Source organism: Duganella sp. GW821-FHT01E12 (assembly GCF_059422325.1).
Genome location: NZ_JBWKWR010000007.1, coordinates 170,254 through 185,901 on the forward strand (window position 1 = coordinate 170,254; position 15,648 = coordinate 185,901).

Consider the following 15,648-nt stretch of genomic DNA (forward strand, 5'->3'; position numbering starts at 1 on the left):
TCAGGAGCCCACTGGCTTCGCCGCGCCGCTGGCACGCGCCAGGCTTGAACGCGCCCCGGCCACTGCCTGCATGCGCTCCTGCAGGTAGCTGCTCAGGCGCGGATGCTGGCTGAAGGCGACGTTGAAGCGGATATGCTGGTCGGGTATGTCGTTGGCCGAGAAGGCCGCGCCGCGCATCAGCAGGATGTTGTTGCGGTAGGCGTCCTGCACCAGCAGGTCGACGTCCAGCCCTTCTGGCATCGTGCCCCACAAGAAAATGCCGGCGTCGCCGGGCTGCTCGAACAGCACGCCGGCCTCGCTCAACTGCCGCGTGCTGGCGTTGCGGGCCGCCATGATCTTGCGCTGCATGCGCTCCAGGTGCTTGCGCAGATTGCCGGCCCGGAGCACTTCCAGCAGCACGTATTCGTTCAAGGCCGGCAGCGTCATGATGGAATGGATCTTGGTCCGCATCAGCACCTTGAGCAGGGCGGGGGCGGCCGCCAGATAGCCCATCCGCAAGGCGGGACTGAGCGACTTGCAAAAGCTGGAGTAGTAGATCACCCCATCCAGGCCGGCCAGCGCGGCCAGGCGCGTGGCGTGGCCTTGCTGGAACTGGCCGTGCACGTCGTCCTCGGCGATCAGGAAGCCATGCTGCTGCGCCAGCATCAGGACCTTGTGCAGATTGGCGGCGCTGCTGCTCCAGCCGGTGGGGTTGTGCAGGGCAGTCTGCACGAACAGCAGGCGCGGACGGTGCTCGCGGCAGGCCGCTTCCAGTTCGTCCAGATCGAGGCCGTCGGGGCGGCGTTTGATCGGCACCAGGCGGATGCCGTCCTGGCGCAGCCTGCCGAACATCAGGAAATAGCCGGGATCTTCGACCAGCACGGTGTCGCCGGGTTGCAGAAAGCTGCGGCAAATCAGGTCGATCGCGTGGGTGGCGCCAAAGGTCGTCAGAATGTGGCCGGCGTCGAAAGCGGCGCCGATGCCGCGCAACTGCAGCGCGATGTGTTCGCGCAGTTCCGGCAGGCCTTGTGGCGGGCAGCGCGAAGCCATGCCTGCCGCGCTGCGCGCCAGGGCCCGTTGTACGGCGCTGGCGGGGACGGCGTCCTGCAGCCAGGTCGGCGGCAATGCGCCGCTGCTGGCCAGCAGAATGCCCGCGCGCTGATCGTTGGCTTGTTGCGCCAGCCAGACCGGCTCCTGCTCCTCGCCCGCTTCCAGCGCGACTTCGTCGGGCACCACGCTGGTGGCGTCTTTCGGCGAACTGACAAAGAAGCCTGCCGTGCCGTGCGAATCGATGACGCCCGCCGCGACCAGCCGGTCATACGCCACCACGACGGTATTCGTACTCACTTCCAACTGCGTGGCCAGCTGGCGTATCGACAGCAGCTTGGCGCCGCCGGGCAGGGCGCGGCTCTCGACCATGTGGCGCAGCTGCGCCTCTATCTGTTTGGACAGGGCGATGGGAGAGGAGCGGTCGATGGGGAACATGGCGAGAGTCTAGCGTAAAAACAGCGCGGCCAGTACGAGCAGGATGGCGGCCATGGTCCAATTGAACACCCGCTGCTTTTGCGGATCGAGCAGGAAGCGGCGTATCGCCATGCCAAACAAGGCCCACATGGCGTTGCAAGGCATGCCCACCAGCGTGCCGATCGCCGCCACCAGCAGCGCATTGCCGAGCGTATTCGACCCGCCAGGCATGAAGACCGAGGCCACGGTGACGGCCTTCACCCAGCTCTTGGGGTTAAGCGCTTGAAATATCGTCGCCTGGGTAAACGTCACGGCCTTGGGCGCCTGCGCGCCGCTCATCGAAGCGCCGCTGAGTTTCCAGGCCAGGAACACCAGATAGACCGAGCCGGCAATTCGCAGCACTTGCTGCGCCAGCGGGTAGGCCACGAAGACGCTGCCCAGCCCCAGGCACATCAGCATGGTTTGCACGAACATGCCCGTCTGTATTCCCAGGATGGCGGGCAGCGCGCCGCGGCCGCCGAAATTGGCGCCGGTGGTGGCGAGCATGACGTTGTTCGGTCCCGGCGTGGCCGACATCACAAGGCAGTAGGTCATCAGGGGCAGCAGTTCGGTCATGGCAGGCGGCTCATAGCGTGGAGGTGGCGCCAGTCTAGGAGCGCGGCGCGCAGCGGACAAGGCACAGGACCGTGGGGACTGACTCATGCTGTATCAGTCGGGCGATGGTTACAGTTGCCGTTGGTCGGAAGGTCGTTATAGAATCGGCATTCATAAAAAACAACCAGGGGACGTCATGCTGAGAATGCCGATTGCGGTGGTCTTGTTGGGATTTGCCGGTGTGGCGTCGTCTGCGCAGCAGCTGCACCCGCCCGGCCTGGGCGAACGCGGCAACGAGGCCAGCATCGCGGTCGACATCAACCCGGCGGGCCAGGTGGCCGGCATCATCGAGGAGGAGAGCGGCCGCCAGCGCGCCGTGCTCTGGAATAAGCGGCTGATCGAGCTCGGCACCCTGGGCGGCAGCGACAGCTTCACCAAGGGCATCAACATCGGCGGCGACGTGGTCGGCTCGGCCCAGGACAGCGACGGCCACTGGCGCGCCTTCGTCTACCGCGCTGGCCTGTCGATGCGCGATCTCGGCACGCTGGGCGGCGGCAGCAGCTACGGCATGGGCATCAGCCGCTCGGGCCAGGCGGTCGGCTTTGCCGATACCAGCGACGGCTACTTCCACGCCTTTACCACCGGCCCCACCGGCGACGGCCCGCTGGTCGACCTGGGCACGCTGGGCGGCAACATCAGCTACGCGGCCGGCGTCAACACCGACGGCGTGATTGTCGGCACGGCGGCGCTGCCGGACGGTTATCGGCGCGCCTTCATCTACCGGCCCGGCGTCGGCATGAAGGATCTGGGCACGCTGGGCGGACGCTCCAGCGGCGCCACCGCCGTCAACGATTCCGGCGTGGTGGTCGGTTCGTCGGAGATGCCGGATCGGCGCTGGCACGCCTTTGTCCACGATGGCAAGCAGATGGTCGACCTGGGCGCGATGATTGGCTACGGCAACAGCTTCGCCACCGCCGTCAACGCCGCCGGCCACGTGGTCGGCAGCATCCGCATCGGCGACGAGCGCCGTTCCTTCGTTTACCGCGACGGCAAGATGACGGTGCATCCGGGCGGGTTCGGACTGTACCTGGTCAACAGCATCAACGCCGAGGAGCTGGTGATCGGCGCCAAATACGTCGGCAAGAAGTTTGAGGCGTCGACCATGCATTCGGCCCAGCGCGCGGTGGTCACGCACGGCGACACCGATCTGGTGATGCTGATCGTGGCGGTGCTGGCCACCACCACGGGCATCGTGATCTACCGCCGCCGCTATCGCGGCATCGTGCTGCAAGGCGCGAACCGCATCATCCGCTTCAAGTTCCCGCAAAACTGAACAGGGCGTCCAGCACCGCGTCCGGCTGCTCGGCCATCAGCGAGTGGCCGCTGTCCACCGTCACCACCTTGCCGTGACTGATGGTGGAGGTCAGCAGCTTGGTCGATTTGGGCGGCGTCATCATGTCGCGCGCGCCGAACAGGAACAGGGTGGGGCAGCGCACCGCCTGCGCCGCCGCTTCGCCGTTGGCGTAGGCGTTACAGGCCGAGAAGTCGGTGTGGAACACGTGTTCGGGGTTGATCTGCGAGATGCGCTGCATCAGCCGGCGTGCGCCGCCCATCGTATTGAAGCCAGGTCCGGGGCAGGACGGCTTCTGCGCGATCGACGAGTGCGACCAGATGTTGACCATGTCGATGGCGCTTTGCTCGTCGCTGCGCGAGGTCTCCAGCAGCGCGTCCGACACCTTCATCGGGTAGGTCGAACCTATCATGCCCAGGTGCGTGACGCGTTCCGGCGCCTTGTGCGACGCTTCCAGCGCGATCAAGGAACCCATGCTGTGGCCGAACAGCGCGGCCTTCCGCACGCCGGCGGCGTCCAGCACTTGCAGCAGCCAGTCCGCCAGTTCCGGCACGCTGGCCTTGGCCGCGCCCTTGCTGCGGCCGTGGCCCGGCAGGTCCACCGCCAGCACGTTGTAGCCGTGGTGGGCGAAATAGCGGGTCTGCAGCACCCACACGGAATGGTCGTTCTGCGCGCCGTGGATGAAGACTACGGTCGGCAGGGCGGCGTCGAACGGCTTGCCGCCGGTGTAGCAGTAGGCGTCCACGCCTTGTACGGTCAGCAGCATCTCATGCTCCTTTCTGCGACAGCTTCAGGCCGCGCGCCAGGTCTTCGATCAAGTCGTCCACGTCCTCCAGGCCAACCGACAGCCGCATCGTTCCCTCGGTGATGCCGGACGCCGCCAGCTGATCGGCCGGCACGCGGAAGTGCGTGGTGGAGGCGGGATGGATCGCCAGCGATTTGGCGTCGCCGACGTTGGCCAGGTGCGAGAACACCTTCAGGCTGTCGACGAAGCGGCGGCCGGCGGCGCGGTCGCCCTTCAGGTTGAACGAGAACACGGCGCCGCAGCCCTTGGGCAGCAGGCGCTTGGCCAGTTCGTAGTCCGGGTGCGACGGCAGCTCCGGATAGGACACCGATTCCACCGCGGGATTCGACAGCAGGAACTCGACCACCTTGCGGGTGTTGGCCACGTGCCGGTCCATGCGCAGCGCCAGCGTTTCCACGCCTTGCAGCACGGCGAAGGCGTTGTGGGGACTCATGACGGCGCCGAAGTCGCGCAGGCCTTCGCGCCGCGCGCGCAGCGCGAACGCCGCCACCGTCGACTCCTCCGTGAACACCATGCCGTGGAAGCCGTCATACGGTTCGCACAGCTCGGCGAAGCGGCCGGTCTTGTCGTAGGCGGCTTGCCAGTCGAAGGTGCCGCCGTCCACCAGCAGGCCGCCGATGGCCGTGCCGTGCCCGCACAGGAACTTGGTCGCCGAGTGGAACACCAGGTCGGCGCCATGCTCGAAGGGCTTGAGCAGGTAGGGCGTAGTGAAGGTGGAGTCCATCATCAGCGGCAGGTGCTGCGCGTGCGCGATGGCGGCTACGGATTCGATATCGAGCACGTCCAGGCCCGGATTGCCCAGCGTCTCGGCGAACAGCACCTTGGTGTTCGGGCGGATCGCGGCGCGCCAGGCGTCGAGGTCGCGCGGGTCGACGAAGGTGGTCTCGATGCCGAAGCGCTTGAGCGTATAGGCCAGCATGTTGTGCGAGCCGCCGTACAGCGCGCGCGAGGCGACGATGTGCGAGCCGGCGCCGGCGATGGTGGCCAGGCCCAGATGCATCGCGGCCTGGCCGCTGGCGGTTGCGATGCCGGCCACGCCGCCTTCCAGCGCGGCGATGCGTTCCTCCAGCACCGCGTTGGTGGGGTTGGAGATGCGCGAGTACACATGGCCGGCGCGCTCCATGTTGAACAGCGAGGCGGCCTGGTCGGAGTCCTTGAACGCGAAGGATGAGGTGAAATAGACCGGCGTGGCGCGCGCGCCGGTGGCCGGGTCGGGGGCCGCGCCGGCGTGCAGCGCGAGGGTGTCAAAGCCGGGATATCTGGGTCCGCTCATAAGGTCTCGTTGGAGTTGTAGGAATGCTGGGCATCCTACCCTGAATCGCGGCTGGGCAACAGCACTGTAAAAATGTTGAGAATTGCTTATCCAGAGCGCTGGATTTTTTGCCGGGCATACGCTACATTCGCTATAAGGCTACAATAATCAGAACCCCCATTCACATAGCCTATATCAGCGGACAGGACGGCCCAAAATGAAAGTCTCCGAAATTCTTCAGGTTAAAGGCAGCATTCTTTACACGATCTCGCCTGATCAGCCTTTGGCGGACGCCGCCAACACCATGGCGGAAAAAGACATCGGTTCGCTGGTGGTCATGGAATTCGGCGAGTTGGCCGGCATGCTGACCTTCCGCGAGGTGCTGCGCGCCCTGCACGAAAACGCCGGCACGGTGGGCACGGGCACGGTGCGCAAGCATATGGACGACCATCCGATCACCGTCACGCCGGATACCGAGGTCAATGAGGTGCGCCGCATCATGCTGGAGAAGCACGCGCGCTACCTGCCGGTGATGAACGCCAAAACCATCCTGGGCGTGATTTCGTTCTACGACGTGGCGCGCGCGGTGCTGGAAGCGCAGAGCTTCGAGAACAAGATGCTGAAGGCTTACATCCGCGACTGGCCGGCGGAGACGGCGGACCAGTCCGATTAAGCCCGGCGCCCGGCGCCAAAAACAAAAACCGCCATGTGGCATTGCGACGATCTTGAGCGTCGCAACCGCACATGGCGGTTTTTGTTTATGCCGCGCCTTCCAGCGTGTCGTTGCTGAGCCAACCGTTGAGCGCTGTCGCCGTCATCGGCCGCGCGAACAGGAAGCCCTGCGCCAGCGGACAGCCCAGCGCCTGCAGGATCTGCGCCTGGCGCTCGTCCTCCACGCCTTCCGCGATCACGGCCAGGCCCAGGTTGCGGCCCAGCTGGATCACCATCTCGGCGATGCTGCTGCCGCGCGCGGAGCCGGTGATCTCGGTGACGAAGGCGCGGTCTATCTTCAGGCGGTCGATCTGCAGCCGCTGCAGGTAGGACAGCGACGAGAAGCCGGTGCCGAAGTCGTCGATCGCGATGCTCACGCCGGTCTGCTTGATCTGGCCCAGCATCTTGATCAGCATGTCCGGCTCTTCCATCGCCATCGACTCGGTGATTTCCAGCTCGACGAACTCCGGCGGCGCGCCCGTGTCCTCCAGCGCCTTGCGCAGCATCTCCAGGAAGTGCGGATGGCGGAACTGCACCTGCGAGACGTTAATCGACATCATGAAGTTGTCGTGGCCGGCCTTGCGCAGGTCCACCAGCTCGCGGCAGGCGGTGCGCATCACCCATTCGCCCAGGTCGATGATCAGGCCCGAATACTCGGCGATGGGGATGAAGCGATCCGGCGAGATGAACTTGCCGTCCGGCGTCTGCCAGCGCAGCAGCGCCTCGGCGCCCATCGGCCGGCGCGTGGCCAGGTCGATCTGCGGCTGGTACACCACGAACAGCTGGTTCTGGCCGAAGGCGGTGCGCAGCGCGTGCATCATGCGCACCCGCTCGCGGATCTCCACGCCCATCGAGCGCGAGAAGTAGAAATGGCCGGCGCGCTGCTGCGACTTGGCGCGCTTGAGGGCGATGTCGGCGTCCTTGAGGGCGTCGGCGCCGCTGCCTTCGTGCTCGCCCAGGCGCACCAGGCCCAGCGTGGCCGACAGCTGCACGTCCTGGCCGTCGATGCTGAACGGGTTGCTGAACAGCGCCAGGATGTTGGCCGGGTTGACCTGCGACGAATCGCCCAGCACGCAGAAGATGTCGCCGCCGATGCGCGCCACGGTCAGCTGGTCGCCCAGCTGGGTTTGCAGGCGGCCGGCGACCGCCACCAGCAGCATGTCGCCGAACTGGTGGCCCAGCGCGTCGTTGGTCTCGGCGAAGTGATCCAGGTCAACCAGCGACAGGGTGGCGTCGTCGCGCGCGGGGCCGGCCAGCGTGGCGTCGAGGATCTCGACCAGGCGGGTGCGGTTGGGCAGCTTGGACAGCTGGTCGTAGAAGGCCGCGTTGTGCAGGTGCGTGACCAGTTCGACGTTGTCGAGGCCGACCGCCACGTTGGAGCAGAACACTTCCAGCAGGCGCTCGTCGATCTCGGTCGGCGCGCTGCGCACGTCCAGGTAGGCGACGAAATCGCGGCTGGCCTTGCCGGCGAAGTACAGCGTGATGAAATCCGGGCCGTAGATGTTGCGGCGCTGGCCCAGCGTCAGCTCCATGGCGTCGTAGATGGGCTTGTGCTGCTGGTCGCACAGCGTGGCGTTGTCCAGGTGGCGGTAGCTGCCGATGGTGGCCATCACCATCAACTGGTGGCAGCCGTCTTCCGGGCACTCCTGCACGCACAGCAGGCCGTTGCCGTCCTGGCCGAGCAGGTCGGCGATCTGGGCCAGCACGCCGGAGGCGAAGTTCTGCACGCCGTGCAGCGACATCAGCTGGGTGCTGGCGTGGACGATCTGGTTCAGGCCGCGCCGGCTGTCGTTGATCTTGCGGATCTGCTCGTAGGAGCGGATCGCCGCCGTCACGGTGGTGAACAGCTTGATGCGGGTCAGCTCGGACTTGGTCTTGTAGTCGTTGATGTCGAAATCGCGGATGGCGTCGATCTCGGGCGCGTAGCCGGGCTGGCCGGTGCGCAGGATGATGCGCACGTCGGCCAGGTTCAGCGTCTCGCGGATGTAGCGCACCAGGTGCAGGCCGGCGTCGTCCTGCTCCATCACCACGTCCAGCAGGATGACGGCGATTTCCGATTCGTGTTTCAGCAGTTCGCGCGCCTGGCCGGCCGAATACGCATGCACGAATTCGAGCGGGCGCTGCTGCATGTCGAGGTTGCCCAGCGCGAAGGTGGTGGTCGAGTGGACATCTTCGTCGTCGTCGATGATCATGACCCGCCATACGTTGCGGGCGCCGGGTACTGCGAGCGTCGCCGGATGCTCTTCTAAGAATACCAGATCGTCGTGATCGTCCTTGGATTGCTCAAGGGGTGTGATCGGTGGGGGCATGTGTAACATCTCCAGGATTTCTCGGTGTTCTTGTGGTCAAGTATATAGCGAATTGTTAAAACGAACGCGGATTTCCCGCGGTTTACACAGAACGTTGCATACTGGTGTGCAAGATTGCCCAGCTTTCATCGAAAGAATGATATTTTACCAATAGAAACTTGCTATTGGGAAATTATTGCGCCGGCCGGGCGGCAATCGCCGCCGGCTGGTAGAATTGGGTACTTTCCACCTTTTTCCAAAGATTCTCTTCCTATGTCCGGCAATACATTTGGCAAATTGTTTTCAGTAACTACCTTTGGTGAGTCGCACGGTCCCGCGATTGGTTGTGTGATCGATGGCTGCCCACCAGGTTTGCCTTTGTCGGAAGCGGACATCCAGCCGGAGCTGGACCGCCGCAAGCCGGGCACGTCGCGCCATGTGACGCAGCGCAAGGAACCTGACACGGTGGAAATCCTGTCCGGGGTCTACCAGGGCGTGACCACCGGCACGCCGATCGCGCTGCTGATCCGCAACGAAGACCAGCGCAGCAAGGATTACGGCAATATTGCCGAGAGTTTCCGTCCAGGCCATGCAGATTACACCTATTGGCACAAATACGGCGTCCGCGATCCGCGCGGCGGCGGCCGCTCGTCGGCGCGCCTGACGGCGCCGGTGGTGGGCGCGGCCGCCATCGCCAAGAAATGGCTGAATCAGCAGTACGGCACCGAGTTCAAGGGCTGCATGAGCCAGCTCGGCGACATCGCCGTGCCGTTCCAGGACTGGTCGCACGTGCACGACAACCCGTTCTTCGCCGCCAGCGGCGACGCCGCCCTGATCGCCCGCATGGAGGAGGCGATGGACGAGCTGCGCAAGGCCGGCGATTCGATCGGCGCGCGCATCGACGTGATCGCCCGCAACATCCCGGTCGGCCTGGGCCAGCCCATCTACGACAAGCTCGACGCCGACATCGCCTACGCGATGATGGGCATCAACGCCGTCAAGGGCGTGGAGATCGGCGCCGGCTTCAAGTCGGTGGAGCAGAAGGGTTCGGTGCACGGCGATTCGCTCACGCCCGAAGGCTTCATCGGCAACAATGCCGGCGGCGTGCTGGGCGGCATCTCGACCGGCCAGGATATCACGGTGTCGATCGCCATCAAGCCGACCTCGTCGATCCGCACGCCGCGCCAGTCGATCGACAAGGACGGCAAGCCGGTGATGGTGGAAACCTTCGGCCGCCACGACCCGTGCGTCGGCATCCGCGCCACGCCGATCGCCGAGGCGATGCTGGCGCTGGTGCTGATGGACCACGCGCTGATGCACCGCGCGCAGTGCGGCGACGTCCGCGTCGACACGCCGAACATCGCGCCGCCAGTGTCGCCAGTCTCGCGCTAAGCGGTGCCGGTACAAGCCTTCAGCTTCGCCTTATTCCTGTTCTGCTACTACGCGCACGCGGGAACCTGGTCCACCTACGCCACGCTGTTCTTCGCCGACAAGGGCATGACGGTGGCGCAGATCGGCGTGCTGATGTCGATGATCCAAGTGCTGCGCATCGTCGGCCCCAACGTCTGGGGCTACGTGGCCGACCACTACGACCGCCGCGTGTTCGTGCTGCGCATGGCCGGCTTCGCCGCGCTGGCGGGCTTCAGCGGCTTCTTCTTCGGCAGCACCTTCGTCCACTTCATGCTGGCGATGATCGTGCTGAACCTGTTCACCAGCGGCCAGGCGCCGATCTGCGAGGCGCTGATGCTGTCCGAGATGCGCGGCGACCTGACCTACTACGGCCGCATCCGCATGTGGGGTTCGATCGGCTTCATCGCCTCGGTCACGCTGGCCGCGTACGCGCTGGAGCACTACGGCATCGCCGCGCTGCCGTGGGTGGCCGCGGTGCTGCTGGTGCTGACCATAGCCGCCGCCTTCCGCCTGCAGGACGTGCCGCGCCGCGTGCACAAGGTGGCGCCGCCGCCGTTGCTGTCGCTGCTGCGCCGGCGCGAGGTGATCGCCTTCTTCGCCTCGACCGCGCTGATGGTGGCGGCCCACACCTCGCTGTACACCTTTTATTCGCTTTACCTGGAGCGCAACGGCTACAGCAAGACCGTGATCGGCGCCATGTGGTCGCTGGGCGTGACGGCCGAGGTGCTGCTGTTCTACTTCCAGGCGCCGCTGTTCCAGCGCTGGGGCGCGCGCAACATGATGCTGGTGACGCTGGCTGTGGCGCTGGTGCGCTTCCTGATGATAGGCTTCGGCCCGCACGTGCTGTGGCTGCTGATCGTGGCGCAGGTGATGCACGCGGCCACCTTCGCGCTGCATCATTCGTCGTCCGTGATGACCTTGCAGCGCTGGTTCTCCGGGCCGCTGCAGGCGCGCGGGCAGGCGCTGTACATGAGCATCTCGTACGGCATCGGCGGCTCGCTGGGCGGGTTGTTCCTGGCGCAGTGGTGGGAGAGGGCGGGGCCGCAGTCGGTGTACTACGTGGCGGCGGCGCTGGTGTCGTGCTCGATGCTGGCGGCAGTGCTGTCCTACCGCTGGCAGCAGCGCGACACCTATTAGCTGCGGGAGCCGACCGCTTCCAGCTTGTGGCGGCGTTCGACCGCCCGCACCACCAGCGCCCGCATGTCGTTGAGCAGGCCGAACTCGGTCTGGCTCAGCTGGATGGGCGGGAAGGAATCGTCCCAGTCGCCGTACAGGAAGCCGGCCGGCTGGCCGTTGGCCGACAGCGGCAGGATCACGAAGCTGCGCGCCTCCGGCAGGGAACTCTTCCACCACAGCGGCAGCTTGGCGGCGAACTTGGCGTCGCGGGCGTTCTCGATGAAGATCACGCGGTCGCTGTTGAGCGCGGCGTGGAACACATTGGGCTCGTAGGCGTCGTCGAAGGTCAGCGCCGGCAGCAGTTCCTTGGTGCCTTCGCCAAAGCTGATCTTGGCCGCGTAGTGGTTTTCCTTGCGGTTGCGCACAAAGGCCACCGCGCGCGAGAAGTCCAGTCCCTTGTACACCGTTTCCAGCGCGATCTGCACCATCTGGCCGGGGTTGGCCGTCTCCAGCATGTCGCGCATGTCGGCCAGGCCGCTGAGCAGGATCTTGTTGCCGGCGGCGCGCTGGCGCGTCTTGGCCAGCGCCTTGGCGCGGCGCTCGGCGGGGCGCGACAGCGGCGCGATGGTCAGGTCGTTGGCCGCCACCACCTTGGCCTGCTCGATGGCGTGCATCAGGTTGTCCGGCTCCACCCCCAGCATGGCGGAATACGCCTGCGTCAATTCCTTGACCACGACGGCGCCGGCCGCGTCGTCATGCCACAGCGATTCCGCGCACAGCGCCGACATCGTCGACAGGCCGGCGATCCAGTCCGAGGAGCTCACTTCGGCGCCCGGCGCCGGCGGTTCCACCTTGCGCATGCCGTTGACCAGCGTGCCCGGCAGGCCCCAGTGCAGGGCGGCGGCATGGCCGATTTCCTCCATCGTCAGCCCCAGCATCTCGGGCGCCATATCATCGATGCCGCGGCCGGCGTGGTCGGCGGCGAGCTGCAGCTCGTGCCAGCGCTCCGGCATGTAGAAGGTCATCATCATGCGGCCCAGCGTGTGCAGCATCGAGCACACCACGGCCTCCTCGCCGTGGCGGCTTTCGGCCGTGTAGGCGATCTGCTGCGCCACGATTCCGGCCAGCACGGCTTTTTCCATTTCGATGTGGGCGACGGTGGCGTCGGGCGAGCCGGCCGCCAGTTCCTCGATCAGCTTCAGGCCCAGCGCCAGGTGGCCGATGGCCTCCGTGCCCAGCACCAGCACCGCCTTCGACACTGTGTTCACATGCTGGCCGAAGGCCGAGTACATGCCGCTGTTGGCCAGCCGCAGCACTTTTTGCGTGAGCACCGGATCGGACAGCACGGTGCGGGTCATATTGAATTCCTGCTCGTCCTCGCCGCGCATCGCGCCCAGGATGGCGGTGATGGCCTTGGCGAAGCCCGGCATGTCGCCGCGCCGGCGCGTGCAGTCCCACAGTGCGGCCAGCGTGGCGTCGCCCAGCGGGGTGCTGGCGGTGAAGCGCGCCGTCATTGCGCCACCTGGCGCAGTTCGGGCGGCACCACCTTGACGTGGATGCTTTCCTTGAGCGCGGCCAGCGCCACGTTGGCCGCCATCGGCTTGCCGGTCAGGTAGCCCTGGATGTACTGGCAGCCGCGCTGTTCCAGGTATTCCATCTGGCCTTCGGTCTCGACGCCCTCGGCCACCACGGACAGGTCCAGGTGCTTGGCCAGGTCGAGCACGGCGTTGCAGATGGCGCCGTCCTTCTGCGAACCGGGCAGGTCGCGGATGAAGGTGCGGTCGATCTTCAGCACGGAGATGGGGAAGCGCTTCAGGTAGGCCAGCGAGGAATACCCCGTGCCGAAATCGTCGATGGCGATGCGGGCCTTGCGCTCCGCCATTTTGGACAGGATGGACTCGGCATGCACCGGGTCTATCATCAATGTGCCTTCTGTGATTTCTAAAACCAATTGCTCACCAAGTAGGCCGGAGAAGGCGATCGCATCGTCCAGCACGTCCAGAAATTTATCATTGCGGAATTGCCGCGGGCTGATATTAACAGAGATGTACAGGCTGCGCTTTGCCACTTCCTCGAACTGTTTCAGCTGCACGCAGGCCGCCTTCAGGGCCCAGGCGCCCAGCAAGTTGATCAGTCCGTTGGTCTCGGCGATCGGGATGAAGCGGGCCGGCGGCACCATGCCCAGGGTCGGATGCTTCCAGCGCATCAGTGTCTCGAAGCCCTGGATCTCGCGCGTGCGGGCGTCGACGATGGGCTGGTAGTAGAGCAGGAACTCGCCCTCGCGCACCGCCTGGAACATCGCCGCTTCCAGCGAGATGTCGTGCTCCGGCGGGCCGGACTGGGACTGGCTGTAGACCACGCAGCGGGCCTTGCCGGTCTCCTTGGCGCGCGACATGGCGGCGTCGGCCAGCGCGACCAGCCGCACCTCGTCCTCGGCGTGCTGCGGATAGACCGCCACGCCGACCGAGGCGCCGACGTAGATCGTGTGGTTGTCGATTTCAAACGGCGACTGCAGGGTGGCGATCAGGCGGCCGGTGACCAGCTTGATCTGGGCCTCGGTGGCGGTGCCGGGCAGCACGGCGACAAACTCGTCGCCGCCGACGCGGGCCAGGGTGTCGCTGTCGCGCAGCGTCTTGCGCAGGCGGGCGGCGGCGGTGCGCAGCACGGCGTCGCCGATCGGATGGCCGAGGCCGTCGTTGACTTTCTTGAATCCATCCAGGCCGATGGTGGCGACCGAGAAGCCCTGGCCGGAGCGGCGCGCGTTGGCGATCACCATGCGCATGCGATCGGACAGCAGCAGGCGGTTCGGCAGTTCGGTCAGGGCGTCGTGGGTGGCCATGTGGCGCAGGCGCTCTTCGGTAGCGCGCTGCACCGTCATGTCGCGGCCGACCACCAGCATTTCGTTCAGGCCGTGCTGGTTGGCGTAGCAGGAAATCCTCAGTTCGTGCCAGATCTCGGCGTCCGGCGTCTTGATGCGCACTTCCAGCTGGCGCGACACGTTGCTGCCGCCCACTTCGGCCAGCACGGCGGTCAGCGGCGCCTGGTCGTCCAGCGACACCAGCCTGGGCAGCGTGTCGCCGGCCAGCGGCGCGTGGCTGGAGATCAGGGCTACCGCGCGCTTGCTGGCAAACAGTATCTGCCCCAGCTGATTGAGGCGGAAAACAACATCGCCCGCCTCTTCCATGAGGTTATCCAATTCATGACGCGGGGATGGGGCTGGGATACTGGAAAACATCGCGAGGATCTAATCTTTCATTTTATGCATGTAACGTGGCTGCGCGAAACTTGCAAAACCAGAACGCAATGTATCACTGATGAGAGTGGATTTACATGAAAAATGACAACATCGAAGCGACTTTTACAGTTTTCTCTTGAGTTGGACCAATAAATTGAAGTTTACATAGGGAAAGCACGGCTGTTTTGGACAGCCGTGCCGGCGGGTTCAGGCGTGTTGGGCAAAATACATGGCGCCGCCGGTGTGGGCGGGAAAACCGAACAGCTGCACGGAAATCAGATCGGCTTCGGCGCTGCCGACAGCGCCGCTTTCCACGTGCCGGCGCGCGGCGGCCGACAGCGCGTGCAGCAGGCGGTCGCGGATGTCGGCCAGCTGGAGCGCCGGCGCTTCGCTGTCGCTGGCGGCCTGACTGGCGGCGGTGTCGGGCAGCGGCGGCAGGCCGGCCGCGCGCGCGGCGTTGCGCAGCAGCGCTTCCGGCACGGAGCCGGCGCGCAGGGCGCGGATTTCTCCGGCGTAGCATAGACGCAGTGCGGCAGCCAGTTCCAGCGCCGCCAGCGACCCCAGGTCGGCGCGAATTTGATTTAAGTGCATTAAGTTGTGGGCCACGGAACTGATCGCCGTCTGGCAGAAATAGCGGCTTTCGATCAGCAGCGCGCTGTCGAAATCGACTTGCAGGCCCTCGACCATGGCGCACAGGATGGCCTCCGGCGCCGGCAGGTGGCCGCCGGTGCGTTCGCGCAGGATGGCCGGCGTCACCTGCAGCAGCGTCTGCACGGGCGCGGAGGTGAGCGCGCCGCCCGGCAGGCGATAGCCCTTGACGTCCCACGGCTGCACGGCCGGCGCGTCGGCGGCCATGGTGGTGCGCACCAGTTCTGCCATTTGTTCTTCGCTGTAGGCCACGGCGTGCAGCAGGCCGGCGTGCAGGGCCTGGTCGGCCGTCAGCGTCGCGCCGTCCAGCAGCAGCGGCATGGCGCCCTGCAGGCCTGCCAGGCGCACGGTGCGGACGATCTCGCCGCCGGCCGGCGCCACGCCCAGCTGCACCTGCGGCAGGCTGAAGGTCGCGTCGTCCAGGCTGACGCGCCGGTGGCAGGCCAGCGCCAGGCCCAGCGCGTGGCCGCCGACCGCGCCGGCCAAGGTGGCGATGACCGGAATGCCCAGGCATTCCAGGCGGCGCAGCAGGCGGTTGTAGGCGGCCAGCATGTGCATGCAGTCGCCGGCCTGGGCCGTTGTCAGCGCCATCAGGTGCTCCAGTTCGTGGTCCGAGTCGGCGGCCTCGGCGTCGAAGCCGATGATGACGCCGTGCAGGCCGGCGCGCCCCGTTTCCAGCTTGTCGAGCAGGGCGCCCAGCTCGCGCTGGAACAGCCGGCTCAGCGGGTTGATGGCGCGCGCGGCCACCATGACGGTGACGGCGCCGCCGGTTTGATGGGTAGTGATCATGCTCAT

At 65.9% G+C, this 15,648-nt stretch carries 12 protein-coding genes; 4 read left to right on the top strand and 8 right to left on the bottom strand.

The features are described from left to right. Positions 1 to 1,464 (bottom strand): aminotransferase-like domain-containing protein, encoded by a 1,464-nt coding sequence (locus tag AC07WS_RS20175; RefSeq protein WP_494730806.1) that lies wholly within the window; start codon positions 1,462 to 1,464, stop codon positions 1 to 3. 9 nt (positions 1,465 to 1,473) lie between these two features. Beyond that, positions 1,474 to 2,058 carry a LysE family translocator gene (locus AC07WS_RS20180; protein ID WP_494730807.1) on the bottom strand — a complete coding sequence of 195 codons (585 nt, stop codon included), beginning with the start codon at positions 2,056 to 2,058 and terminating at the stop codon, positions 1,474 to 1,476. A 175-nt stretch (positions 2,059 to 2,233) separates the two neighbouring features. Here AC07WS_RS20180 and AC07WS_RS20185 point away from each other — a divergent pair, with 175 nt between their 5' ends. Next, the gene (locus AC07WS_RS20185; protein WP_494730808.1) at positions 2,234 to 3,370 is read left to right on the top strand and encodes an HAF repeat-containing protein; all 1,137 of its coding nucleotides are present in this window, start codon (positions 2,234 to 2,236) and stop codon (positions 3,368 to 3,370) included. Here the strand turns inward: AC07WS_RS20185 and AC07WS_RS20190 are convergent. Both AC07WS_RS20190 and AC07WS_RS20195 read right to left on the bottom strand, forming a co-directional pair. Continuing rightward, positions 3,351 to 4,154 (bottom strand): alpha/beta fold hydrolase, encoded by an 804-nt coding sequence (locus AC07WS_RS20190; RefSeq protein ID WP_494730809.1) that lies wholly within the window; start codon positions 4,152 to 4,154, stop codon positions 3,351 to 3,353. The two genes, AC07WS_RS20185 and AC07WS_RS20190, sit on opposite strands and share 20 nt — an antisense overlap. Before the next feature lies 1 nt (position 4,155). After that, positions 4,156 to 5,466, bottom strand: a complete 1,311-nt coding sequence (locus AC07WS_RS20195; RefSeq protein WP_494730810.1) for an O-acetylhomoserine aminocarboxypropyltransferase — start codon at positions 5,464 to 5,466, stop codon at positions 4,156 to 4,158. A 196-nt stretch (positions 5,467 to 5,662) separates the two neighbouring features. On the opposite strand from AC07WS_RS20195, the gene AC07WS_RS20200 reads away from it, so the two are divergent. After that, positions 5,663 to 6,118, top strand: coding sequence for a CBS domain-containing protein (locus AC07WS_RS20200; RefSeq protein WP_494730811.1), 456 nt, complete (start codon positions 5,663 to 5,665; stop codon positions 6,116 to 6,118). Positions 6,119 to 6,203: 85 nt separating this feature from the next. On the opposite strand, the gene AC07WS_RS20205 is transcribed toward AC07WS_RS20200, so the two are convergent. Then, positions 6,204 to 8,465 carry a putative bifunctional diguanylate cyclase/phosphodiesterase gene (locus AC07WS_RS20205; RefSeq protein ID WP_494730812.1) on the bottom strand — a complete coding sequence of 754 codons (2,262 nt, stop codon included), beginning with the start codon at positions 8,463 to 8,465 and terminating at the stop codon, positions 6,204 to 6,206. Positions 8,466 to 8,717: 252 nt separating this feature from the next. Between AC07WS_RS20205 and aroC the strand changes: the two genes are divergently transcribed. Both aroC and AC07WS_RS20215 read left to right on the top strand, forming a co-directional pair. Continuing rightward, positions 8,718 to 9,836 (top strand): chorismate synthase, encoded by a 1,119-nt coding sequence (gene aroC, locus AC07WS_RS20210; protein WP_494730813.1) that lies wholly within the window; start codon positions 8,718 to 8,720, stop codon positions 9,834 to 9,836. Positions 9,837 to 9,839: 3 nt separating this feature from the next. After that, positions 9,840 to 10,991 (top strand): MFS transporter, encoded by a 1,152-nt coding sequence (locus AC07WS_RS20215; RefSeq protein WP_494730814.1) that lies wholly within the window; start codon positions 9,840 to 9,842, stop codon positions 10,989 to 10,991. On the opposite strand, the gene AC07WS_RS20220 is transcribed toward AC07WS_RS20215, so the two are convergent. The 3 genes from AC07WS_RS20220 to AC07WS_RS20230 all read right to left on the bottom strand — a co-directional run bounded on the left by AC07WS_RS20220 (position 10,988) and on the right by AC07WS_RS20230 (position 15,642). Further along, complete coding sequence (locus AC07WS_RS20220; protein ID WP_494730815.1) at positions 10,988 to 12,484, bottom strand: HDOD domain-containing protein; 1,497 nt, start codon at positions 12,482 to 12,484, stop codon at positions 10,988 to 10,990. The two genes, AC07WS_RS20215 and AC07WS_RS20220, sit on opposite strands and share 4 nt — an antisense overlap. Next, positions 12,481 to 14,154, bottom strand: a complete 1,674-nt coding sequence (locus tag AC07WS_RS20225; RefSeq protein ID WP_494730816.1) for a putative bifunctional diguanylate cyclase/phosphodiesterase — start codon at positions 14,152 to 14,154, stop codon at positions 12,481 to 12,483. The genes AC07WS_RS20220 and AC07WS_RS20225 overlap by 4 nt, the downstream gene beginning before the upstream one ends. Before the next feature lie 258 nt (positions 14,155 to 14,412). Further along, positions 14,413 to 15,642: an enoyl-CoA hydratase-related protein gene (locus AC07WS_RS20230; RefSeq protein WP_494730817.1), complete on the bottom strand. Its 1,230-nt coding sequence runs from the start codon at positions 15,640 to 15,642 to the stop codon at positions 14,413 to 14,415. Positions 15,643 to 15,648 lie beyond the last annotated feature (6 nt).

Bases quoted from the DNA above. Each gene is read 5' to 3' on its own strand.
- AC07WS_RS20175 (WP_494730806.1), bottom strand. From the start codon at position 1,464: ATGTTCCCCATCGACCGCTCCTCTCCCATCGCCCTGTCCAAACAGATA.
- AC07WS_RS20180 (WP_494730807.1), bottom strand. From the start codon at position 2,058: ATGACCGAACTGCTGCCCCTGATGACCTACTGCCTTGTGATGTCGGCC.
- AC07WS_RS20185 (WP_494730808.1), top strand. From the start codon at position 2,234: ATGCTGAGAATGCCGATTGCGGTGGTCTTGTTGGGATTTGCCGGTGTG.
- AC07WS_RS20190 (WP_494730809.1), bottom strand. From the start codon at position 4,154: ATGCTGCTGACCGTACAAGGCGTGGACGCCTACTGCTACACCGGCGGC.
- AC07WS_RS20195 (WP_494730810.1), bottom strand. From the start codon at position 5,466: ATGAGCGGACCCAGATATCCCGGCTTTGACACCCTCGCGCTGCACGCC.
- AC07WS_RS20200 (WP_494730811.1), top strand. From the start codon at position 5,663: ATGAAAGTCTCCGAAATTCTTCAGGTTAAAGGCAGCATTCTTTACACG.
- AC07WS_RS20205 (WP_494730812.1), bottom strand. From the start codon at position 8,465: ATGCCCCCACCGATCACACCCCTTGAGCAATCCAAGGACGATCACGAC.
- aroC (WP_494730813.1), top strand. From the start codon at position 8,718: ATGTCCGGCAATACATTTGGCAAATTGTTTTCAGTAACTACCTTTGGT.
- AC07WS_RS20220 (WP_494730815.1), bottom strand. From the start codon at position 12,484: ATGACGGCGCGCTTCACCGCCAGCACCCCGCTGGGCGACGCCACGCTG.
- AC07WS_RS20225 (WP_494730816.1), bottom strand. From the start codon at position 14,154: ATGGAAGAGGCGGGCGATGTTGTTTTCCGCCTCAATCAGCTGGGGCAG.
- AC07WS_RS20230 (WP_494730817.1), bottom strand. From the start codon at position 15,642: ATGATCACTACCCATCAAACCGGCGGCGCCGTCACCGTCATGGTGGCC.